Below are 20,208 nucleotides of genomic sequence, written 5' to 3' on the forward strand. Positions count from 1 at the left end.
TTCAGTTCCTCTCGAGGATGGGCGGGTCGGTTCCCGCCCCGGGGATGGTCACGACGTGGACGTAGTCGTCGTCGACATCGGCGATGTACACCGGCGTGGACTTGGGCAGCGCCTCCGGTTCGGCGGTGACGGCCCGCGCGCGGACCCGGTTGCCCTCGCCGTCGACGAACGCCACCTCGCCCCAGCCGTCGGTCGGGACGTCGAGCGTGACGGTGCCGAGCAGGCCGATGTAGGACACCCGGCCGCGCTGCGAGTTCGACTGCTGACGGCGCAGGTAGGGAAGTAGCAGTCCCTGCAGTGCGGTGATCAGAGCCACCCCGCTGACGACCGCCACGGTGGCCGCGCCGAGCGAGCCCAACCCGGACCAGGTGCTGATCAACCCGCCGGTGCCCGCACCGAGCAGGCCGGCGGCCAGGCTCGTGAGGCTGAGGAACGGCAGGCCGTCGGGGCCGGACCCGCCGCCCACCTCGACGTCGGTCAACAGCAGGGCGGTCAGCACCGCCACGCCTCCGACGCCGAACGCTGCGAGATAGACCCCGGTCACGAGATGATCTTTGCACTTCTTGCGCACCGGATCCGCGCAGATTTTGGGCCGGGCCGCTCTGCGAGTAACATGGATCAACGGTGCGGCTTCCGCGCCGACTTCTTGCGTGCCCTGTCCTGGAGCTTTTCGGGAATTAGCCAGATCCGGCTCACGTTCTCAAGTCGGACGAAGGCTGCGTCGAGCAGGCCGGGATACGAAACGAAAGCAAGGATCGCTACACAGTATGGCCAAGAAAGACGGTGCCATCGAGGTCGAGGGTCGCGTGGTCGAGCCCCTGCCCAATGCGATGTTCCGCATTGAGCTGGAGAACGGACACAAGGTGCTCGCCCACATCAGCGGAAAGATGCGGCAGCACTACATCCGCATCCTCCCGGAGGACCGGGTCGTGGTGGAGCTCTCTCCCTACGACCTGTCCCGCGGCCGCATCGTGTACCGCTACAAGTAAGCCCCCATCCGAGAAGCACAGAAGGATCGAACGAGCCGTGAAGGTGAACCCGAGCGTCAAGCCCATCTGCGACAAGTGCAGGGTGATCCGCCGGCATGGGCGGGTCATGGTGATCTGCTCCGATCCCCGCCACAAGCAGCGGCAGGGTTAGCAGCCCGAGCAGTCCATACAACTGAATGATGACCTCCCAGCACCACTGAACGGCATACGGCTGTTCGCGACGTCCGGCACGGAGGCCGGACCCCGGCAAGCGTTCCGGGAACGGACTGGGATCAGACCTCCGCAGAACACTGAGGAATGGCACACATGGCTCGACTAATGGGCGTCGATCTCCCGCGCGACAAGCGCATGGAGATCGCCCTGACCTACATCTACGGCGTCGGCCGTACCCGCTCCCAGGAGATCCTGGACGCCACCGGGATCAGCCGGGAGCTGCGCACCAAGGACCTGACCGACGATCAGGTGACCCAGCTGCGCGACTACATCGAGGGCAACCTCAAGGTGGAAGGTGATCTGCGCCGCGAGGTGCAGGCCGACATCCGCCGCAAGATCGAGATCGGCTGCTACCAGGGTCTGCGGCACCGCCGTGGCCTGCCGGTGCGTGGCCAGCGGACCAAGACCAATGCGCGCACCCGCAAGGGCCCGAAGCGCACCATCGCCGGCAAGAAGAAGGCCAGGTAACCCCGGATGGCACAGGCAAAGAAGGGCGGCACCGCCGCCAAGAAGGGTCAGAAGACCCGTCGTAGGGAAAAGAAGAACGTCCCGCACGGCGCTGCGCACATCAAGAGCACGTTCAACAACACCATCGTGACGATCACCGATCCTGCGGGCAACGTGATCGCCTGGGCATCGTCGGGTCACGTCGGCTTCAAGGGGTCGCGTAAGTCCACCCCGTTCGCCGCGCAGTTGGCCGCCGAGAACGCCGCCCGCAAGGCCCAGGAGCACGGTGTCAAGAAGGTCGATGTGTTCGTCAAGGGTCCGGGCTCGGGCCGCGAGACCGCGATCCGTTCGTTGCAGGCCGCCGGGCTCGAGGTCGGCGCCATTTCCGATGTCACCCCGCAGCCGCACAACGGTTGCCGTCCGCCCAAGCGGCGCCGGGTCTAGGGAATAGGGAGAAACACTCATGGCTCGTTACACCGGACCCGTCACCCGCAAGTCGCGCCGTCTCGGCGTCGACCTCGTCGGTGGAGATCAGTCCTTCGAGAAGCGCCCCTACCCGCCCGGCCAGCACGGCCGTGCGCGGATCAAGGAGAGCGAGTACCGCCAGCAGCTGCAGGAGAAGCAGAAGGCCCGCTTCAGCTACGGCGTGATGGAAAAGCAGTTCCGTCGCTACTACGAAGAGGCCAACCGTCAGCCCGGCAAGACCGGTGACAACCTGCTGCGCATCCTGGAGAGCCGGCTGGACAACGTCGTCTACCGCGCCGGCCTGGCCCGCACGCGGCGGATGGCACGTCAGCTGGTCAGCCACGGCCACTTCAGCGTCAACGGTGTGAAGGTCGACATCCCCAGCTACCGCGTCTCGCAGTACGACATCATCGACATCAAGGAAAAGTCGATCAACACGCTGCCGTTCGAGCTCGCTCGGGCCAACGCCGGCGACCGGCCGATCCCCGGCTGGTTGCAGGTCGTCGGCGAGCGTCAGCGCATCCTCGTGCATCAGCTGCCCGAGCGCGCACAGATCGACATCCCGCTCTCCGAGCAGCTCATCGTCGAGCTCTACTCGAAGTAAACGTCCACGACCCGGACGGGTCGTGGATCACCTAACGGCATCAAATAGCGGTTGCCGAGAAGGAGAAGAAGAAAAACATGCTGATTTCTCAGCGCCCCACACTCAGCGAAGAGGTCATCGCCGAGAACCGGTCCCAGTTCGTCATCGAGCCGCTGGAGCCCGGATTCGGTTACACCCTTGGCAATTCGCTGCGTCGCACGCTGCTGTCGTCGATTCCCGGCGCGGCGGTCACCAGCATCCGCATCGACGGTGTGCTGCACGAGTTCACCACCGTCCCCGGGGTGAAGGAAGACGTCACCGACATCATCCTGAACCTCAAGGGCCTGGTCGTGTCCTCCGAGGAGGACGAGCCGGTCACGATGTACCTGCGTAAGCAGGGCCCGGGCGAGGTCACCGCCGGCGACATCGTCCCACCGGCCGGTGTCACCGTGCACAACCCCGAGATGCGCATCGCCACCCTCAACGACAAGGGCAAGCTCGAGGTCGAGCTGGTCGTCGAGCGCGGTCGCGGGTACGTCCCGGCCGTGCAGAACAAAGCCTCCGGCGCCGAGATCGGCCGTATCCCGGTCGATTCCATCTACTCGCCGGTCCTCAAGGTCACCTACAAGGTGGAGGCCACCCGCGTCGAGCAGCGCACCGACTTCGACAAGCTGATCCTCGACGTCGAGACCAAGAGCTCGATCGGCGCCCGCGACGCGCTGGCGTCGGCCGGCAAGACGCTGGTCGAGTTGTTCGGTCTGGCACGGGAACTCAATGTGGAGGCCGAGGGCATCGAGATCGGCCCGTCGCCCGCCGAGGCCGACCACATCGCGTCGTTCGCGCTGCCCATCGACGACCTCGATCTGACGGTTCGTTCGTACAACTGCCTCAAGCGCGAAGGTGTGCACACGGTGGGCGAGCTCGTCGCCCGCACGGAGTCCGACCTGTTGGACATCCGTAACTTCGGCCAGAAGTCGATCGACGAGGTGAAGATCAAGCTGCATCAGCTGGGCCTGTCGCTCAAGGACAGCCCGGCCAGCTTCGATCCGTCCGAGGTCGCCGGCTACGACGTCGCCACCGGCACCTGGAACAGCGATGCGGGTTACGACCTGGACGCCGACCAGGACTTTGCCGAAACCGAACAGCTCTAACCGATTCGTCCGTCCCGGTCCTACCTGATACGGGGGCCGGCCCCATTTAGGAGATAGTCGCAATGCCTGTGGTTTCAAATGCCTAAGCCCACCAAGGGTCCTCGCCTCGGCGGGTCGTCCTCGCACCAGAAGGCGCTGCTGGCCAACCTGGCCACGTCGCTGTTCGAGCACGGCCGCATCAAGACGACCGAGCCGAAGGCGCGGGCATTGCGTCCGTACGCGGAGAAGCTCATCACCCACGCCAAGAAGGGCACGCTGCACAACCGGCGTGAGGTGATGAAGAAGATCCGCGACAAGGACGTCGTGCACATCCTGTTCGCCGAGATCGGCCCGTTCTTCTCCGATCGTGCCGGCGGCTACACCCGGATCATCAAGGTGGAGAACCGCAAGGGCGACAACGCCCCGATGGCGGTCATCGAGCTGGTGCGGGAGAAGACCGTGACGTCCGAGGCCGACCGGGCCCGCCGCGTTGCCTCGACGAAGGCCGAGCAGCCGGTCGCCGCCGCGGCGGCGCCGCAGGCCGCGGTCGAGCCGGAGGCGGCCGAGGGGCCGACGGAGGTCGAAGCGGTCGAGGAGACGCCGATTGCCGAGGAGGCCGAGGTCGAGACCCCGGGCACCGAGGAGACTCCGGCAGAGGATGACAAGAAGTCCTAGCGACGACATCGTGAACATGCCCGCCACCGGAACCGGTGGCGGGCATGATTCGTTATCCCGTCGCTCCGCTCGCCCGGTGACTCGTCTGCGGCTCGATATCGCCTACGACGGAACCGAATTCGCCGGCTGGGCCGCGCAGACCGGGCAGCGCACGGTGGCCGGCGTCATCGAGGATGCGCTGTCGACTGTGTTCCGGGTGCCGGTACAGGTGCGTGCGGCGGGCAGGACTGACTCCGGGGTCCACGCCAGCGGTCAAGTGGCACACGTGGACGTGCCCACCGAGGTGTTGCCCCAGGCCTACCCGCGGACTCGCCGCGGGAGCGACAGCGAGTTCGGTCCACTGGTGCGTCGGCTCGCCAAGTTGTTGACCGAGGACGTTCGGGTTCTCGAGATAGCCCGTGCCGCACCAGGTTTCGACGCGAGGTTCTCCGCGCTGCGCCGCCATTACCTCTACCGGCTGTCGACGGCTCCGTACGGCGTCGAGCCGCATGAAGCACGGTTCGTGACGGCGTGGCCGCGCGCTCTGGATCTCGACGCGATGGCCGAGGCCGCGCGGGGGCTGCTGGGACTGCACGACTTCGCCGCGTTCTGCCGGCACCGGGACGGCGCGACGACCATCCGGGAGTTGCAGCGGCTGGACTTTGCCCGCGACGGGCACCGAATCACGGTGGCGGTCAGCGCGGACGCGTTCTGCTGGAACATGGTGCGATCACTGGTCGGGGCGCTGCTGGCGGTGGGCGAGCACCGTCGGGATCCGGCGTGGTGCGTGGAACTGCTCACCGCGACGCGGCGATCCAGCGACTTCGCTGCGGCACCGGCGCGGGGGTTGACACTGGTCGGCGTGGACTATCCGCCCGACAGTGAACTTGTGGCACGCAACCTGGTCACCCGGGATCTGCGCACCGCGGACGAGATCGGCTAGAGCCTGCCCGCCACGAAGTCGGCTGCCTGGTTGACCATGCCCGCTTGGATGTAGGCCGGCGCCAGGTGGTCAGCCCAGTAGTCCTGCCAGTTCTCCGGGTCGGTCGGGTTGCAGATCGGGTCGTCGCCGTGGCACAGCTCGATGGTGCGGTCGGCGTAGAGCGGGTTGAAGTTCGTGATCGGCCCCACCCAGGCGATGCCGTTGCCGAACAGCGCGACCGCCGCGATGTGCCGATCGGTACCGGCAGGCAGCGGGCTCTTGAAGCCGAACGCGGCGATCGGAACGGCCAGCACCACGTCGGTGACGGCGGCGCCCAGCGAGTAGCCGCCGAGCACCAGGCGGGTGTCGGGGCAGTTGGCCGACATGTACTGGATGCGCTGGCTCATGTCGTTGGCGCCGATGTCGATCTCGGTGTCGGCGGGGTACTTCACGGCGTACAGATCGATGTCCTTGCCGGTCTTCTGCCGCAGCGCGCTGGCCAGAGCGTTGCCGATCTGGCCGGCGCCGACAGACTCGACGCGGCCGCGGGCGAAGATGAGCTCGGCGGCGGGGCAGGATTGGGCAGAGGCGACGGGCAGCGCCGACGTCGCGCCACCGGGAATCGCCGCCGGAGCGATCAGTCCTGAAACGGCGAGAACGACCGCAAGCGTCAATTTCCGAATCACCCCGCCGATCATAGCCACAGCCAGCAACACCCGTCACACGGTTTGTGCTGCTGCAAGCAAAGCGGGATCGACCGTCAGATCCGTCCGGCTGCGAAACCGGCGGCCTGGGCGATGAGCGGTGAGGATTCGTAGCTCGTGTGGGCGAACGGGTTTCGGCCGTCCGAGCAAATGGGGTCGCCGTTGGCGCACAGATCGAGGGCCTTGCCCGCGAACGAGCCGGCAGCCGAGACCGGATTGCCGAACTTCGTCGCCGGGTTACCGAAGACCGCGACCGCCGCGACGTTGCCGTTGAGGCCACCGGGCAGTGGCGGCGCCGAGCCGATGTTGCCCACCCGGTTGCCGAGCGGCGGCACCCCGGCCAGCATGTCGATGACGGCCGCACCCTGCGAATAACCGCCGAGCACGATCCGCGTGCCGGGGCACTGCTGGGCCATGAACGCAATCCGGTTGGTGGCGTCGGTGGCGCCGACGGCGGTGTTGAGGAAGTCGTAGCTGGCGGGGTAGTTCACGCCGTACGTGCCGACCGTGCGGCCCCCGAGCTGTGGTCGCAGTGCGTCCGCGAGCGCCTGGCCCACCCGGCCGACGCCGGCGGGCTCACTCGTCCCGCGGGCGAACACCACCTCGACGTCGGGACACGGTTGCGCGGCTGCCGTCGGGACCGGCAACACGAGGGCGGCCATCGGCACGGCCGCGACAGCGGAGACGGCCGCCAGGATCCGGCGGCTCGAGCGGTCGAAAGTCACAAGACACCGTATCTCACCGGGACTACAGCAGTCCCGCCACGAAGCCGGCAGCCTGGTCGGTGAAGCCCGCGGAGACGTAGTTGCTGTGGGCAGGGATGTCGTCGCCCGGCCCGCACACCGGATCACCGGCGTTGCACAGGTCGATGGAACGCGGGCCCCAGACCGGGCTGGTGGTCAGGGGGAGGCCCACCTTGGCCGACGGGTTGCCGAACACTGCGATGGCCGCGACGAAGTCCGGGGTGTTGGGGGGTAGCGGGTTGGTGAACCCGGCACCGGGGACCGGAATGGCGGCGATGACGTCGATCACCGCCGCGCCCTGCGAGTACCCGCCGAGCACCAGCCGGGTGTTCGGGCAGTTGGCGATCATGTACTGGATGTGGCCGCTGGCGTCATTGGCGCCCGCGGCGACCTGGAGGAAGTCGAAGGTGGCCGGGTAGTTGACCGCGTAGGCACCCACCGACCGGCCGCCGACGCGACCGCGCAGCGAGTCCACGAACGCCTGGCCGACCCGGCCCAGGCCCGCCGTATCGTCGGTGCCGCGCGCGAACACGACCTCGATGTCGGGGCAGTTCTGCGCTCGGGCCACGGGCGCGGTCGCCGGGGCTGCAACGGATGGTCCTAAGAGCAGCGCAGCCGCGGCCACGACGGCTGCCGCCAGCGGACGCACATCAAGATCGAAAGTCACCAGTTGATGTTAGCGGGACATCACCCGCGGGAGCGTCGGGCCAGGTCACTGCCGCGAGTTCCTCGCTGCGGTCTCCCTGACGGGCCAGTGCCAGACCGGCGAGCACGATCGCACCGCCGATGGCCTGCGTCGCGGTGATGGCCTCACCGAGCAACAGCCACGCGGCCAGCACCGCGAACAACACCTCGGACAGACCGACCAGCGACGCGAACCGGGGCCGTAGTCGGGCGATGCCGACGATCCCGAGCGTGTACGCGATCGCCGTCGGGATCAGCGCCAGCGCGATGACCGGCACGAGCCACGAGGTGGTCCAACCCGCGATCACGACATCGGCCGCGGTGAACGTCAGCGGCATCACCCCGGTGAGCCCGATCAGGCCGACCGTGACGGCGCCGATGACGAGTCCGCCGGCGGCCAGGGTGATCGGGTGCAGTCCGGGTCGGCCATCCGGGTCCTGCCCGCCGACCTTGTCCGACATCAGGAAGTAGCAGGCCGCGCAGACGGCGGCGGCCAGGCCCCATCCGACGCCGACGAGGTTGACGTCGGCGCCCTCGAGTCCGTCGGTGCCCAGGACCCCGAGCACCAGCATGATCCCCACCACCGCGACGACCACACCCCCCAGCGTCATGTTGGTGGGCCTGCGTCGGGTGACGGCCCACAGCCACGCCACGACCAGCAGGGGAGCGGTGTATTCGAGGAGCAGCGCGACGCCGACCGACAGATGGTTGACGGCGTTGTAGTAGAAGAACTGCGCGCCGGCGATCGGCACGATCCCGTACCACACCACGGTGCGGGCGTACCTGCGCGCTTCGCGCAGCCATCCGGGTCGCATCAGCGAGGCGAACACTCCCATCGCCAGCGCGCCACCGGCCAGCCTGGCCGTGACGGCGGCGGTTGGGCTCCAACCGGCCTCCATCAGCGATTTTGCAAAGGGGCCGGAGGAACCGAATGCGAGTGCCGAGCCGATCGCGAAGAGTAAGCCCGTCCGAAAGCGGTGGGAGTCGTTCGCAGCCACGGGCCACCTCCGAAATGTCGATAGGGGTGTAATGAGTAAACTCAACTTCGGTCATGACGCTAGCCCGGAAAGGAGTCATGAGTCAAATGCTTTTCAATCATGACACCGACCTCACGTTGCGGGCGGTGTGTGTGCTGATCAACACCGACCGGGTCGACGGCGAGCGCCTCGCCGACCTCGCCGCGCTCGATGAGTATCTGGCCACGTTCGGGTGGACCGGCCGACGTGACCACGACGCCGCCGAGCTGGCGGCGGTTCAGCGGCTGCGGACCCGTCTCGGCCGCATCTGGGAGAGCGCCGACGACGAGGAGCGAGTGGTCGGCCAGGTCAACGCGCTGCTCAGCGACACCCGTGCGGCCCCATGGTTGACGCGGCATGCCGAGATGCCGGAATGGCATCTGCACCTCGCCTCGATCCACGACCCCCTGTGGCAGCGGATGGGTGCCGAGATGGCGATGGCACTTGCCGACCTGATCCGCTCGGGTGAGCTGCGGCGGCTCAAGATCTGCGCCGCCCCCGACTGCGACGCTGTGCTGGTCGACCTGTCCCGCAACCGGTCCGGGAAGTTCTGCGACACCGGCAACTGCGGCAACCGCCAGCACGTCGCCGCCTATCGGGAGCGCCGCTCCAACAAGTGATCAGACCCCTCCGGGGCCGCGGTTAGGCTGGACGGAGGGGGTCCAGCAGTTGCAACCGACTACACGCCTACACGTCAGTGGACACCGATTCCTGGTGCACCGGATGGAGCACGCGTTGCTGCGGGGTGACGCCCGGATGCTCGACGATCCGCCTCGGGGACAGTCGATTTCGTTGGTGGCCGGCGCCGTGTTGGCGGCGGTGGCAGTGGCGGTCTGTGCGGTGCTGGCGCTGGTGCGACCGGCGGGCGAACTCGGCGACGCACCCATCGTGGTGGTGCGTGAGACCGGTGCGATGTACGTCCAAGTCGACGGCACCGTGCACCCCGTCCCGAACCTGGCCTCCGCGCGGTTGATCGCGCGCACTCCGGCCGACCCGCGCCTCGTCGGTCAGGCGGCCGTCGACACAGCGCGTCGCGGTCCGTCGATCGGCATCCCCGGTGCGCCGGAGACGATCTCGGCACCGCTCACCGCCGAGGAATCGAGCTGGACGGTGTGTGACGACCCGCGCGGAGTGACCACCGTCATCGCCGGACCGATACCCGAGGACGCAGTGTCCGCGGGGCCCGGCGTGCTGGTGACACCGCGCGGCGCGGGCGCCGCGACCACCTACCTGCTCTACGAGGGAAGGCGCGCTCGCGTGGACCTCCGCCACCACGCCGTGGTCCGTGCGCTGCGTCTCGACGGCATGGTGCCGCGGCCGATCTCCGCCACGGTGTTGGCGGCGATACCCGAGGCCCCGCAGATCGTGCCGCCACACCTACCCGCAGCCGGCGAGCCCGGCCCGCGGACGCTGCGGGACCACTCGGTGGGCACCGTGGTCAGAGTCCCCCGCATCGCCGGCGTACCCGACTCCGGAGCGGATCTCTTCGTCGTCCTCGCCGACGGTGTGCAACGCATCGGCGAGGTGGCCGCAGACCTGCTCCGCTACACCGATCACCGGGTCGGCGAACAGATCCCGACGGTGTCACCCGCCGACGTCGGCACCGTGCCCGTCGTCGACACCCTGCCCGTCACGACGTACCCCGAACGGGGCGGAGTGGTCCAGGCTCCCGTGGTGTGCGCGCACTGGCAGGTGGGGCCGGACGGCAACGCATCGGAGACGGCGGTGCGCACCGGGCATGCGGTGCCGGCGGCAGGTTCACCGGTCTCGCTGGCGCAGGCCGATGTGGACGGCCCAGCGGTTGATGCCGTGTTCCTGCCGCCAGGCCGCAGCGTGTTCGTCCACTCCGTCGGGCTCAACGGCAGCGGGGGCAGCACCGGATCACTGTTCCTGGTGACGGATTCGGGTGTGCTGTACGGAGTTCGCGATGGCGCAGCGGCCGCCAGCCTGGGGCTCACCGACCCGGCACAGCCGGCTCCCTGGGCGGTGCTGGCTGCGCTGCCAAGGGGGCCCGAACTCAGTCAGACCGGCGCGTCAGTCCTGCGGGACGGCATCCGCGAAGGCAGTGTCGCGTCGCCGTGACCGGCCCACGGCCACCGAGACCGCGATGATCCCCGTCAGCGCCACACAGAACGCGGCTGCCCGCACGGCCGTGACGCCCGCAGACCGGTCGACCGCCGGGGCAGGCATCGCTCGTGTCAACGGTGTCGAGGACTGCGGCCTCGGCCCCGCGGGCGCGGGGACGCTCACCGCGGCGAGCGCATCGACGACACCGTGGCCGACGGTTGGATTCCACCCGGCTGCCGGGCGCCGCGCGGTCTCCTCGATGCGCTGCACCACCTGGCGGGCGGTGAGCTCGGGGGAGCGTGCGCGCACCAGGGCGGCGACCGCGCTCACCACCGGCGCGGCGTAGCTGGTTCCCGAGATCGGGGACCCGTCGGAAACGGTGTGCACCAAACCCTCCCCGGCGGGGGCGAGCGAGACGACATTTTCACCGGGTGCCGCGACGTCCACCCACGGCCCGGCAAGGCTGAACTGCGACGGCGTGCCGTGGCCGTCAACCGAGCCGACCGTGAGCACGTAGTCGTCGTACCAGGCGGGGCTGACCACGACGGAGACCTCGTCCCAGCCGGCGCCGTCGCGGGGGTTGGCGCGGGGACACTGGCCGGGACCGCCGACATTGCCTGCCGCGGTCACGACTACGACGTTCTTGACATCGACGGCGTAGGCCAACGCTGCACCCAGCGCCCGGTCGTCGAGGGCGCTGTCGGCGGGCAGGCACGCCACCGAGGAGATGTTGATGACGGTGGCGCCCAGGTCCGCGGCCGTGCGCACCGCCGCGGCCAGCGTCTCCACATCGCCGGATCCCGAACCGCCCGGGTCGTCGGCAGCGCGGAACTTGTTGCTGGACTGCCGGATGGCGAGAATCGTGACATCGGGAGCGATGCCGGTGAACGCCGTGGGCTGCTCGGAATCAGCTGTTGCGCCGATGATCCCGGCGACAATTGTGCCGTGACCGTCGCAGTCTGCCGTGCCGTCAGCCGTCGCCACGTAGTCACCACCGGCAACCAGATGTGGGAGCCGCCGGTGGCGGGCCACGCCGGTGTCGATCACCGCGACGGTCTGGCCGGCACCGCGGGTAAGCGCCCAGACGGCGCTGAGATCTGAACCCGCGAGCTGGCCCGGGGCGCCCGAAGCAGGGGACACCGGCGCAGCGGTGGCGCAGTCGTCGTGCTGGGTGGTGGGTCTCGGAGGCGCGGGTGGGGCCGACGCAGGCAACCGCGAATCGTCCAGCGGCGGTGGGGCCACCGCGGCTGCGGTGGGTGCTGCGTGCACGGTTGTGAACGTCAGTGTCACCACGGCCAGCAGGCGGCACACCCGGGTGGCGACGTTCATGACAAGCTCAGTTCCCGCACCATGCCGTACACGCCGGTCAGCCAGGCCGCCAGGGGCACCACCGCCGCCAGGGCCAGGTACTCCACGGCCTGCACGCTCTGACGGACCACGGGATTCGACAGCAGGAGACCCGCCCGGCAGCGCAGCACGCCGACACCGGCGATCACCGCGGCCGCACCGAGCCAGGCGGCGTGTTCGGGGGCGATGCGCACCGCGACGGTGTGGGCGGCGAGAAGCGCGCAGAGTCCTGCGGCGCAAGATACCAACCGCCGCCGGGTGTCGACGTGGGAGCGTTGACGCAGCAGCAGCAGGAGTCCGACGTCGGCGGCGAACAGGACGGCGACAGCGGGCGAGGTCTGCGGCTGGGCTGCGACTGCCGCGACCCCGATCGTGGCGGCGCAGGACCATCCGGCGACCAGGCCGGTCAGGATGCGGTGCGCGAATGCTGCCCGTGCGTCGTCGATGTCCGAGCGGGCCGGACCCAAGCCGGCCGCCACCACCGTCACCTTCGGCGCGAGGGACAGGCCGGCCAGCGACAGCACCGTCAACACCGCGCCGCTCACCGCCAACGTCGCCGAGGTGGCCACCGCGACCGCCCCCGCCGTGGCGACGGCCGCCGTCGCCGCCGCAAGGCCGGTCAACACCGCGGTGTCACCACATGACAGACGCAGCAACAGGATCGAGACGGCCAGCCCACAGGACGCGGTGAGCAGCACTGCGGCCGGCCATGGCGCGTCGGGCACCGCGAGAAACCCGGAGGCGAGCGCCACGACAACCACACCGGGACTCAACACCGCGGCACGCGCGGACTCGCCGCCGGTTTCGGTGGCCACCCGGGCCACGACGTCACCGGGGTCACCGTAGGTTCTGTATGGCGTGGGGGGTGGGGCGGTGTCGAGCAGGATCAGATCACCGTCCTCAACGGCATTCTCCCGCAACGACAGCGACGTATCGATGCGGTCACCCCCCACCCGGGTCAGATACCAGTGCTGCGGGTGAAGCGTTGTGACCGATTCGCCGACGGCGGCGTCTACCACCGACGGGATCAGCTCGCCGACCGGGCAGTCGGCGGGCAGCACAAGGTCGACCGCCGCCGGCTGCTGTCGCCCCGTCACGTGGATGACCAACCTGCACAACGTATCCGGCACACCGTGAACGTAACCCGGTTCACCGCCGGGGCGACGCAGAAGTTTGTCCGGTTGTGGATGGAACGTTCTGGATGGGACCTTGTGGATGGAACGGAGTCGGGGGCCGCTGCGTCTATTCGTCAATGGACCCGCACGCCACGTCGCCTCCCCGGTCCCCGGTCATGCCGGGAGGCCAGATCGTCCTGGACGCACCGCCGGATCTGCCGAACCCGACCCCGGCGAGTCCGATGGCGCGGCTGATGCCCGTGGCGATGCTGGCGGCGATGGCGGGCATGAGTGCGCTGTATCTGACCTCGGGTAACGGCTCGACGCGCAATCCGATGTTTCTGTTCTTCCCGGCGATGATGCTCGTGTCGGTGATCGGAACCCTCGCTTACGGTGCCCGCGGCACGGGGCGCATCGCCGAGATCAACGTCCAACGCGCCGAGTACCTGCGCTACCTGGACACTCTCGACGACGCCCTGGCGGACTGCGGGTACCACCAGCATTCGGCGATGCACCGAATGCATCCCGACCCCAGGGCGTTGTGGACGCTGGCCGGCGCCGAGCGGATGTGGGAACGCACCGCAGAGCATCCGCAGTTCGGTTCGGTACGGGTCGGCGTGGGAGAGCAACCGGCCGCCACCACGGTGCTGGCACCCGACCTCGATACCGACGACACCGCAGACCCCGTCACCACCGGGGCGGCCCGCAGGTTGGTGGACCGCCGAGCGGTTGTCGGCGGGTTGCCGGTCGCGGTGCCGTTGCTGTCCGCCGCGGTAGTCGCCGTCACAGGCCAGACTGAAGCAGCCCGCGCGGTGGTGCGCGCCCTGGTGTGCCAGGTCGCGATGCTGCACCACCCGTGCCTGGTGGGCATCGCCGCGCTGTCCGGGCCGGATGCGCGGGGCGCCTGGGACTGGCTGAAATGGCTTCCGCACCACAGCGCTTCCGACACCAGCCGGCATCAAGTGGTGATCGTCGACGGCTGCGGCGGGCCGGCGCCCGCCGAAGGACTGACCCTCATCGAGATCCGCGCCGATGACCATCGGCCCGCTGTGAGCGTGTTCGTGGACGCGGACGAACTCGCCGTCACGTGTGACGCGATGCCTCTGGCGGACGCGCTGGCGTGTGCCAGACGGCTGGCACGGCACCGGCCGTCGGTGGCCACCGCCCACCACGATCAGGGGGCGGCGGACTGGCTGGGGTTGCTGGGGATCGACGATGCCGAGCGGATCGACGCGGACCGGATGTGGTCTGCCGGCACCGGCAGGACACCGTTGCGCGTCCCCATCGGCACGGCCGAGGACGGAACCGTCGTCGACCTGGACATCAAGGAGGCCGCCGCGGGTGGAATGGGTCCCCACGGGTTGTGTGTGGGCGCCACCGGGTCCGGCAAGTCGGAGTTCCTGCGCACGCTGGCCCTGGGGATGATCGCCACACACTCTCCCGAGGTGCTCAACCTCGTGCTTGTCGACTTCAAGGGTGGCGCCACCTTCCTCGGCATGGAGAACGCCCGGCACGTCTCGGCGGTGATCACCAACCTCGCCGACGAGGCGGCACTGGTATCCCGGATGCGGGAAGCGCTGTCCGGCGAGATCCATCGCCGGCAGGAGTTACTCAGAGCTGCAGGCAATTTCACCAACGTCGCCGAGTACGACAACGCGCGTGCCCGCGGCCGGGGGCTGCCCGCGCTGCCGGCCTTGTTCATCATCGTCGACGAGTTCTCCGAACTGCTCAGCCAGCACCCGGACTTCGCAGAATTGTTCGTGGCGATCGGCCGGTTGGGCCGATCGCTGGGCATGCACCTGTTGCTGGCCAGCCAGCGCCTCGACGAGGGCAGGCTGCGTGGCCTGGAATCCCACCTGTCCTACCGGGTGTGCCTGAAGACGTTCTCGGCGAGTGAATCACGCGCGGTCCTCGGTGTGGCCGACGCCTACCATCTACCGACGCAGCCGGGAGCGGCGTACCTGAAAACCGCCTCCGGCGACGTGGCGCGGTTCCAGACCGCGTTCGTGTCGGGCGGGTACACACCTCGGCGACCGGCGCCGACGCGCGCCGACCGTCCGGCGGCCGTGCTGTTCACGCCGTCGCTCCCGGCGCCACCGGCGCGGCCGGACCCGCAGGCGGACAACACGATCCCGCGACGGTCGGTGCTGGACACGGTGCTGTGCAGGCTGGCCGGCCACGGACCCGCCGCGCATCGGGTGTGGCTGCCGCCGCTCGGTGGGCCACCCCGCCTCGGGGAACTGCTGCAGACCGCGGCGACCGCCCACCTGCGGGTACCGATCGGCCTGGTCGATCGCCCGTACGAACAGCGGCACGAGCACCTGTCCGTCGACCTGTCCGGTGCGGCAGGCAACATCGCGGTCGTCGGCGCGCCACGGTCGGGAAAGTCGACGGCGCTGCGGACCGTGCTCTGCGCACTGGCCGCCACCCACGACGCCGGGAGCGTCCAGTTCTACTGCCTGGACTTCGGTGGCGGCTCCTTGGCCGCGCTCGCCGACCTACCCCATGTCGGCTCGGTCGCCGGCCGTAGCGAGGGTGATCGGTGCCGGCGCACGGTCGCCGCGCTGGAGACGGTGCTGCGGCGGCGGGAGACGGCGTTCCAGCGGCTGGGTCTCGAGTCGTTCGCCGAGTACCGCAGCAGCCCCGAGTCGGCCGACGACCCCTACGGTGAGGTGTTCCTGGTGATCGACGGCTGGGGCACCGTGCGCCAGGAGTTCGAGGCACTGGAGGCGCCGATCACCGCCCTTGCCGCGCAGGGGTTGTCGTACGGCCTGCACGTGATCATCGCCGCGGGCCGGTGGGCGGAGCTGCGTCCGGCGCTCAAGGACCAGATCGCGACGCGGATCGAGCTGCGGCTCGGTGACCCCGCCGAGTCCGAGATGGATCGCCGGCGCGCGCGGGACCTTGCCGAGCGCCCGCCGGGGCGGGGGATCACCCGGGAGGGACGCGAGTTCGCGATCGCGCTGCCCCACCTCGACCTGGCCGGTCGCCGGGCGGGTAGGGCGGCCCCGCCGGTCGAACTGCTGCCCACCCGCGTGGATCACGTCGGGCTGGTCGCCGCCGCCGCCCTGCTCCGGCCGCAGCAAGTGGCCCTGGGAGTCGGCGAACGCGACCTGACACCGGTGCTGCTGGACTTCGCCGAGCACCCCCATCTGCTTGTGCTCGGCGAGGGGGAATGCGGCAAGACGGAGGTGCTGCGCCTGCTCTGCACCGAGCTTGCCCGGATCCACACCCCCGCTGAGGTGCAGCTCGAGATCGTCGACTTCCGTCGCACCATGCTCGGTGTCATCGAGTCGGAGCACCTGGGCGGCTATTCGGTGTCGGGCACGGCCCTGACGTCGCGGATGGCGGCGTTGACGGACCGACTCGACCAGCGGATGCCGGACGAGCACGTCACCCAGCAGCAGCTGCGCAACCGGTCCTGGTGGGCTGGGCCGGAGATCTACGTCGTCGTCGACGACTACGACCTGGTGGCCGGTGCCACCGGCAACCCACTACTGCCGCTCGCCGACTTCCTGCCGCATGCAAAGGATCTCGGACTGCACGTGATCGTGGCCCGCCGCTCCGGCGGGGCCGCTCGGGCGATGTTCGATCCCGTCCTCGCCCGACTGCGCGACATGGGATGCTCCGGGCTGATGATGAGCGCCACCCCCGACGAGGGAGTGTTGCTCGGAACCTCCCGGCCCGCTCCGCTGCCCCCCGGACGCGGCACTCTCACTACGCGCGGTAAGCCGGACGAACTGCTCCAGGTGGGCTGGGTGGCACCACCGTGACCGTGACCGTGATCGAGGTCGGCCCGCAGACCGTGCGAGGGCCCGGCGCCGCCGCACCGCAGGAAGTGGTCGCTGCGGCGATCGAGTGCATCGACGACCGGTTCGCACTGCTCGGCGATCGCCTCGTCGAGGTTCGGTCGCTGTGGGGTGAGGTGCTCGACGTCGTCGCCGCCGAGCACACCGGGACGCTGGCGCTGGTCTTCCCGACCTGGTGGTCCGCGGCGCGCATCGAGCTCGTCACCGATTCGGCGCGCAGTCGTGCAACCGAAGTCGTTGTTCTACGACGCGCTTCGATCCTCGCGGGGCACGGATCAGCCACGGCGGTCGAGTTCTCGGACGACCTGGTGGTGGTCACCTCTCCCGGTGCGAGCGTCACGGTGTTGTCCCGCGCCGAAGGCGATGTCGCGCAGTATCTTCGCGGAGCGAGCGCCGTTGTGGTCGATGTGCCCGCGGGGGTGACGCCGCCGGCTCCGGCGCTCACCGTCTGTCTGTATGCCACCGCGGTCACGCTGGCGCACAGCGACCGGCATCGCCTGCTGGCCGCGGCGAACCACGCGATGCCACATCACGGCCCGGATGGGTCGGTCGGCGTCGCGGCCCACCGCCGGAGGCGAACCGTTGCCGTGATGGCAGGGGTTTTTCTGTCGGTGGCCGCGGCCGGCGGGGGATGGGCCGCGCAGGCGCTCTCGGGCCAACGGCCCTCCGAATCCGCCGGCACGCTGCTGGTCGAGGGGCGGGTCGCCGTTCGGGTGCCCGCACAGTGGACGGTCGAACGCATCACCTCCGGACCCGGGTCGGCCCGGGTGAGGGTTTCTGCACCCACCGGCGACCCGACCGCCCTGCACATCACCCAGTCATCCGGCCAGATGTCGCAGACACTTCAGGAGGTGGCGGAATCGTTGCGTCGCGCAGTGCAGTCCGAGCCTTCCGGGGTGTTCGTCGACTTCGATCCGGACGGCAACGTCGGCAACAGGCCGGCGGTGACGTATCGCGAACGACGAGCGGACGGTGACACCGGCTGGGCCGTGGTGATCGACGGCGCGACCCGCATCGCCATCGGCTGCCAGGGGCCTGCGGCGCGCCGCGACGTCATCGACGCCGTGTGCATCCAAGCCGTCGAGTCCGCACAGGTGTTGCCCTGAAATTGCGGGAACCGAACCGTCAGCCGCCGCGTCCTACTTACATACCGCTCGCCACACCACGAAAGGATCGCGATGACCAGCCCCTCAGGCCCCACCAGCAGTTCGGGTTCCGCTCTCACCACCGACTTCGACCTGATGGTCTCGGTCGCCGGCAAGACCGACGCCCGCAATGAGGAGATCCGGGCCATGCTGCAGTCTTTCGTCGGCAGAATGAACAGTGTGCCGCCGTCGGTGTGGGGTGGTGTCGCCGCCACCCGCTTCCGTGACGTGATGGAACGCTGGGACACCGAGTCGCTTCGGCTGCACACGGCGCTGCAGCGGATCTCGGAGACCATCCGGGACAACGAGCGGCTACTGCGGGAGGCCACCGACAGTCACTCGCAGCGTATCGGCGCCGTCGCCGGAAACCTCTGAGGAGCACCCCGTGAACCCGATGCTGTCCTATGACTTCGGCGAGATCGAATACACCGTCCGCCAGGAGATCCACTCCACTTCGGCCCGGCTGAACGCCGCGCTCGACGATCTGCGTGCCCAGATCGCGCCGCTGCAGGCGACCTGGACGCGAGAGGCGGCCGACGCCTACCGCATCGAGCAGGCGCGCTGGGAGCAGGCCGCGGCGGCGCTCAACGACATCCTGTTCAGCCTCGGAAATGCGGTACGCGACGGCGCCGACGACGTGGCCGCCGTCGATCGCAGTGCCGCAGGCGCCTGGGGCGTCTGACGACACCAACGGATTTCTGTGCGGCCCCCGGGCGGAGGAGAGCCGATCCGGGGGCCGCACAGTACTGCCGGTGCGCAGTTTGGACTAGGGTGACGGCACAGCCGACGATGAGGAGCGTGGACGCCGGTGGCAACTCCGGACGCGGCGCACGGACAGGCGGGCGTGAGGTCGACACCTTCGCCGTCACGGCTGCGTGCGGTCCACGAGTTGTTCGTCGCCGGCGAGGTGGACACCAGTTACCTGAACTCGAACTCGGTGCGGCCGATCGTCGCCCAGAGCTGGCAACGCAGCCTGGCCGTGGGAGTCGATCCCGACCTCGGGGGAGCGCGCCCGTCGCCCGCCGTCACCGCGGTGGACCGGTTGCGCCAGACGCACCCGCTGGCACCGGCACTGCCCGTCATCCGGCGGCTGCTCGTCGACGAGGCCGTCGACTCCGGTGTGGTCGTCGCCGTCAGCGCCGCCGACGGGACGTTGTTGTGGGTCGAGGGGGACCCGACCGCGTGCCGCAAGGCCGAGGCGATGAACTTCGTGCCCGGTGCCGACTGGAGTGAACGCGGCGCCGGGACCAATGCGCCCGGCACGGCGCTGGCGCTGGACACCGAACTCCAGATCCATGGGTCGGAGCACTTCTCGCGCGTCGTACAGCCCTGGAGTTGCACCGCAGCGCCGGTGCACGACCCCACGACCGGCGCACTTCTCGGCGCCATCGACCTGACCGGAGGCCCAACGGTGGCGACCTCGCAGGCGCTGGCGCTGGTGCGGGCCACGGCGGTGGCCGTCGAGAATCACCTGGCGCTGCTGCGACTGACCGGTGCCGGGGCCCAAACCCCCACCCGGAGGCCACATCTCGTCGTCCTCGGTGGCGACCGGCCGCGCTGGGTGACCACCGACAGCCACGGACACCTGCGGACCAGCCCGCTCACCGGCCGCCACGCCGACATCCTGGTCCTGCTCAGCAGGCATCCGGAAGGCCTGTCCGCCGATCACCTGGCCGTGCTGCTCGACGACAAAGACCTCGACGTCGTCACGGTGCGCGCCGAGATGTCCCGGTTGCGCAAGGTCATCGGAGCCGAGAATCTCGGTTCCCGCCCGTACCGGCTGCTGGCGCCCATCACCAGCGACGTCGCCGAGGTCTTCGACGCACTCGACGGTGGCGACGTGGAGGCGGCGCTGGCGCGCTACCCCGGTCCGCTGCTGGCGCACTCGGTGTCCCCGGCGATCGCTCGACTGCGCACCCAGTTGTCGGCGACACTGCGCGGCGCGGTGCTCGCCGAGAGTGCCCGGGGGCGTGCGGACCTGCTGCGGCGCTGGCTCGACCTTCCCGAAGGCCGCGACGACCGGGACGGGTGGCAGGCGCTGTGCGACACCGCAGGACTCGACGCGTTGGCCCGCGCCCAGGCGGGCGGGCATCTTGCCGGACTGGACTTCGAGCTCGGCGGAACCTGAGCAATGGCGCCCACGATGCGCCTGAGCTGCACGTACGCCGGTTGCGA

Annotated in this window: 22 protein-coding genes; 15 read left to right on the forward strand and 7 right to left on the reverse strand. The window is 69.4% G+C overall.

Going from position 1 to position 20,208, the window contains the following annotated elements; translation table 11 throughout:
• Position 1: 1 nt before the first annotated feature.
• On the reverse strand, positions 2 to 544 hold the full coding sequence (locus G6N53_RS10590) for an NfeD family membrane protein (protein ID WP_163888424.1): 543 nt from the start codon (positions 542 to 544) through the stop codon (positions 2 to 4).
• A gap of 223 nt (positions 545 to 767) precedes the next feature.
• Here G6N53_RS10590 and infA point away from each other — a divergent pair, with 223 nt between their 5' ends.
• The 8 genes from infA to truA all read left to right on the forward strand — a co-directional run bounded on the left by infA (position 768) and on the right by truA (position 5,424).
• Positions 768 to 989: a translation initiation factor IF-1 gene (gene infA / locus G6N53_RS10595; protein WP_003418601.1), complete on the forward strand. Its 222-nt coding sequence runs from the start codon at positions 768 to 770 to the stop codon at positions 987 to 989.
• 37 nt (positions 990 to 1,026) lie between these two features.
• The gene (gene rpmJ, locus G6N53_RS10600; RefSeq protein WP_003879483.1) at positions 1,027 to 1,140 is read left to right on the forward strand and encodes a 50S ribosomal protein L36; all 114 of its coding nucleotides are present in this window, start codon (positions 1,027 to 1,029) and stop codon (positions 1,138 to 1,140) included.
• Between the two features lie 155 nt (positions 1,141 to 1,295).
• A complete protein-coding gene (rpsM, locus tag G6N53_RS10605; protein ID WP_159230635.1) occupies positions 1,296 to 1,670 on the forward strand; it encodes a 30S ribosomal protein S13 in 375 nt (124 codons plus the stop codon).
• A gap of 6 nt (positions 1,671 to 1,676) precedes the next feature.
• Positions 1,677 to 2,093: a 30S ribosomal protein S11 gene (gene rpsK / locus G6N53_RS10610; protein WP_159230636.1), complete on the forward strand. Its 417-nt coding sequence runs from the start codon at positions 1,677 to 1,679 to the stop codon at positions 2,091 to 2,093.
• Positions 2,094 to 2,112: 19 nt separating this feature from the next.
• Positions 2,113 to 2,718: a 30S ribosomal protein S4 gene (gene rpsD / locus G6N53_RS10615; RefSeq protein WP_163888425.1), complete on the forward strand. Its 606-nt coding sequence runs from the start codon at positions 2,113 to 2,115 to the stop codon at positions 2,716 to 2,718.
• Positions 2,719 to 2,795: 77 nt separating this feature from the next.
• Positions 2,796 to 3,848 carry a DNA-directed RNA polymerase subunit alpha gene (locus G6N53_RS10620; RefSeq protein ID WP_163888426.1) on the forward strand — a complete coding sequence of 351 codons (1,053 nt, stop codon included), beginning with the start codon at positions 2,796 to 2,798 and terminating at the stop codon, positions 3,846 to 3,848.
• A gap of 78 nt (positions 3,849 to 3,926) precedes the next feature.
• Complete coding sequence (rplQ, locus tag G6N53_RS10625) at positions 3,927 to 4,502, forward strand: 50S ribosomal protein L17 (RefSeq protein WP_163888427.1); 576 nt, start codon at positions 3,927 to 3,929, stop codon at positions 4,500 to 4,502.
• Positions 4,503 to 4,512: 10 nt separating this feature from the next.
• Positions 4,513 to 5,424 carry a tRNA pseudouridine(38-40) synthase TruA gene (gene truA, locus G6N53_RS10630; RefSeq protein ID WP_371870884.1) on the forward strand — a complete coding sequence of 304 codons (912 nt, stop codon included), beginning with the start codon at positions 4,513 to 4,515 and terminating at the stop codon, positions 5,422 to 5,424.
• Here truA and G6N53_RS10635 read toward each other — a convergent pair.
• From G6N53_RS10635 to G6N53_RS10650, 4 genes are all read right to left on the reverse strand, one after another.
• The gene (locus tag G6N53_RS10635; protein ID WP_371870813.1) at positions 5,421 to 6,089 is read right to left on the reverse strand and encodes a cutinase family protein; all 669 of its coding nucleotides are present in this window, start codon (positions 6,087 to 6,089) and stop codon (positions 5,421 to 5,423) included. The two genes, truA and G6N53_RS10635, sit on opposite strands and share 4 nt — an antisense overlap.
• Positions 6,090 to 6,163: 74 nt before the next feature.
• On the reverse strand, positions 6,164 to 6,769 hold the full coding sequence (locus G6N53_RS10640) for a cutinase family protein (RefSeq protein ID WP_163895735.1): 606 nt from the start codon (positions 6,767 to 6,769) through the stop codon (positions 6,164 to 6,166).
• 85 nt (positions 6,770 to 6,854) lie between these two features.
• Positions 6,855 to 7,517 carry a cutinase family protein gene (locus G6N53_RS10645; RefSeq protein ID WP_163888428.1) on the reverse strand — a complete coding sequence of 221 codons (663 nt, stop codon included), beginning with the start codon at positions 7,515 to 7,517 and terminating at the stop codon, positions 6,855 to 6,857.
• Positions 7,501 to 8,532: an EamA family transporter gene (locus G6N53_RS10650; protein WP_163888429.1), complete on the reverse strand. Its 1,032-nt coding sequence runs from the start codon at positions 8,530 to 8,532 to the stop codon at positions 7,501 to 7,503. Before G6N53_RS10650 ends, G6N53_RS10645 begins: the two co-directional genes overlap by 17 nt.
• Before the next feature lie 86 nt (positions 8,533 to 8,618).
• On the opposite strand from G6N53_RS10650, the gene G6N53_RS10655 reads away from it, so the two are divergent.
• Together G6N53_RS10655 and eccB are read left to right on the forward strand one after the other, a co-directional pair.
• The gene (locus tag G6N53_RS10655) at positions 8,619 to 9,170 is read left to right on the forward strand and encodes a CGNR zinc finger domain-containing protein (RefSeq protein WP_163895737.1); all 552 of its coding nucleotides are present in this window, start codon (positions 8,619 to 8,621) and stop codon (positions 9,168 to 9,170) included.
• Positions 9,171 to 9,273: 103 nt separating this feature from the next.
• Positions 9,274 to 10,632 (forward strand): type VII secretion protein EccB, encoded by a 1,359-nt coding sequence (gene eccB, locus G6N53_RS10660; RefSeq protein WP_237166481.1) that lies wholly within the window; start codon positions 9,274 to 9,276, stop codon positions 10,630 to 10,632.
• Here eccB and mycP read toward each other — a convergent pair.
• On the reverse strand, positions 10,585 to 11,946 hold the full coding sequence (mycP, locus tag G6N53_RS10665; RefSeq protein ID WP_163888431.1) for a type VII secretion-associated serine protease mycosin: 1,362 nt from the start codon (positions 11,944 to 11,946) through the stop codon (positions 10,585 to 10,587). The genes eccB and mycP overlap by 48 nt on opposite strands.
• The gene (gene eccD, locus G6N53_RS10670) at positions 11,943 to 13,094 is read right to left on the reverse strand and encodes a type VII secretion integral membrane protein EccD (protein ID WP_264064881.1); all 1,152 of its coding nucleotides are present in this window, start codon (positions 13,092 to 13,094) and stop codon (positions 11,943 to 11,945) included. The genes mycP and eccD overlap by 4 nt, the downstream gene beginning before the upstream one ends.
• 122 nt (positions 13,095 to 13,216) lie before the next feature.
• Between eccD and eccCa the strand changes: the two genes are divergently transcribed.
• The 5 genes from eccCa to G6N53_RS10695 all read left to right on the forward strand — a co-directional run bounded on the left by eccCa (position 13,217) and on the right by G6N53_RS10695 (position 20,161).
• The gene (gene eccCa, locus G6N53_RS10675; protein ID WP_237166482.1) at positions 13,217 to 16,852 is read left to right on the forward strand and encodes a type VII secretion protein EccCa; all 3,636 of its coding nucleotides are present in this window, start codon (positions 13,217 to 13,219) and stop codon (positions 16,850 to 16,852) included.
• Positions 16,849 to 17,994, forward strand: a complete 1,146-nt coding sequence (locus G6N53_RS10680; protein WP_163888434.1) for a type VII secretion-associated protein — start codon at positions 16,849 to 16,851, stop codon at positions 17,992 to 17,994. The genes eccCa and G6N53_RS10680 overlap by 4 nt, the downstream gene beginning before the upstream one ends.
• Before the next feature lie 72 nt (positions 17,995 to 18,066).
• Complete coding sequence (locus G6N53_RS10685) at positions 18,067 to 18,408, forward strand: WXG100 family type VII secretion target (protein ID WP_163888435.1); 342 nt, start codon at positions 18,067 to 18,069, stop codon at positions 18,406 to 18,408.
• A gap of 10 nt (positions 18,409 to 18,418) precedes the next feature.
• A complete protein-coding gene (locus tag G6N53_RS10690; RefSeq protein WP_163888436.1) occupies positions 18,419 to 18,715 on the forward strand; it encodes a WXG100 family type VII secretion target in 297 nt (98 codons plus the stop codon).
• A 126-nt stretch (positions 18,716 to 18,841) separates the two neighbouring features.
• The gene (locus G6N53_RS10695; protein ID WP_163888437.1) at positions 18,842 to 20,161 is read left to right on the forward strand and encodes a helix-turn-helix domain-containing protein; all 1,320 of its coding nucleotides are present in this window, start codon (positions 18,842 to 18,844) and stop codon (positions 20,159 to 20,161) included.
• Positions 20,162 to 20,208: the final 47 nt, after the last annotated feature.

The organism is Mycolicibacterium hippocampi (genome assembly GCF_010723735.1).
Taxonomy (GTDB): domain Bacteria; phylum Actinomycetota; class Actinomycetes; order Mycobacteriales; family Mycobacteriaceae; genus Mycobacterium; species Mycobacterium hippocampi.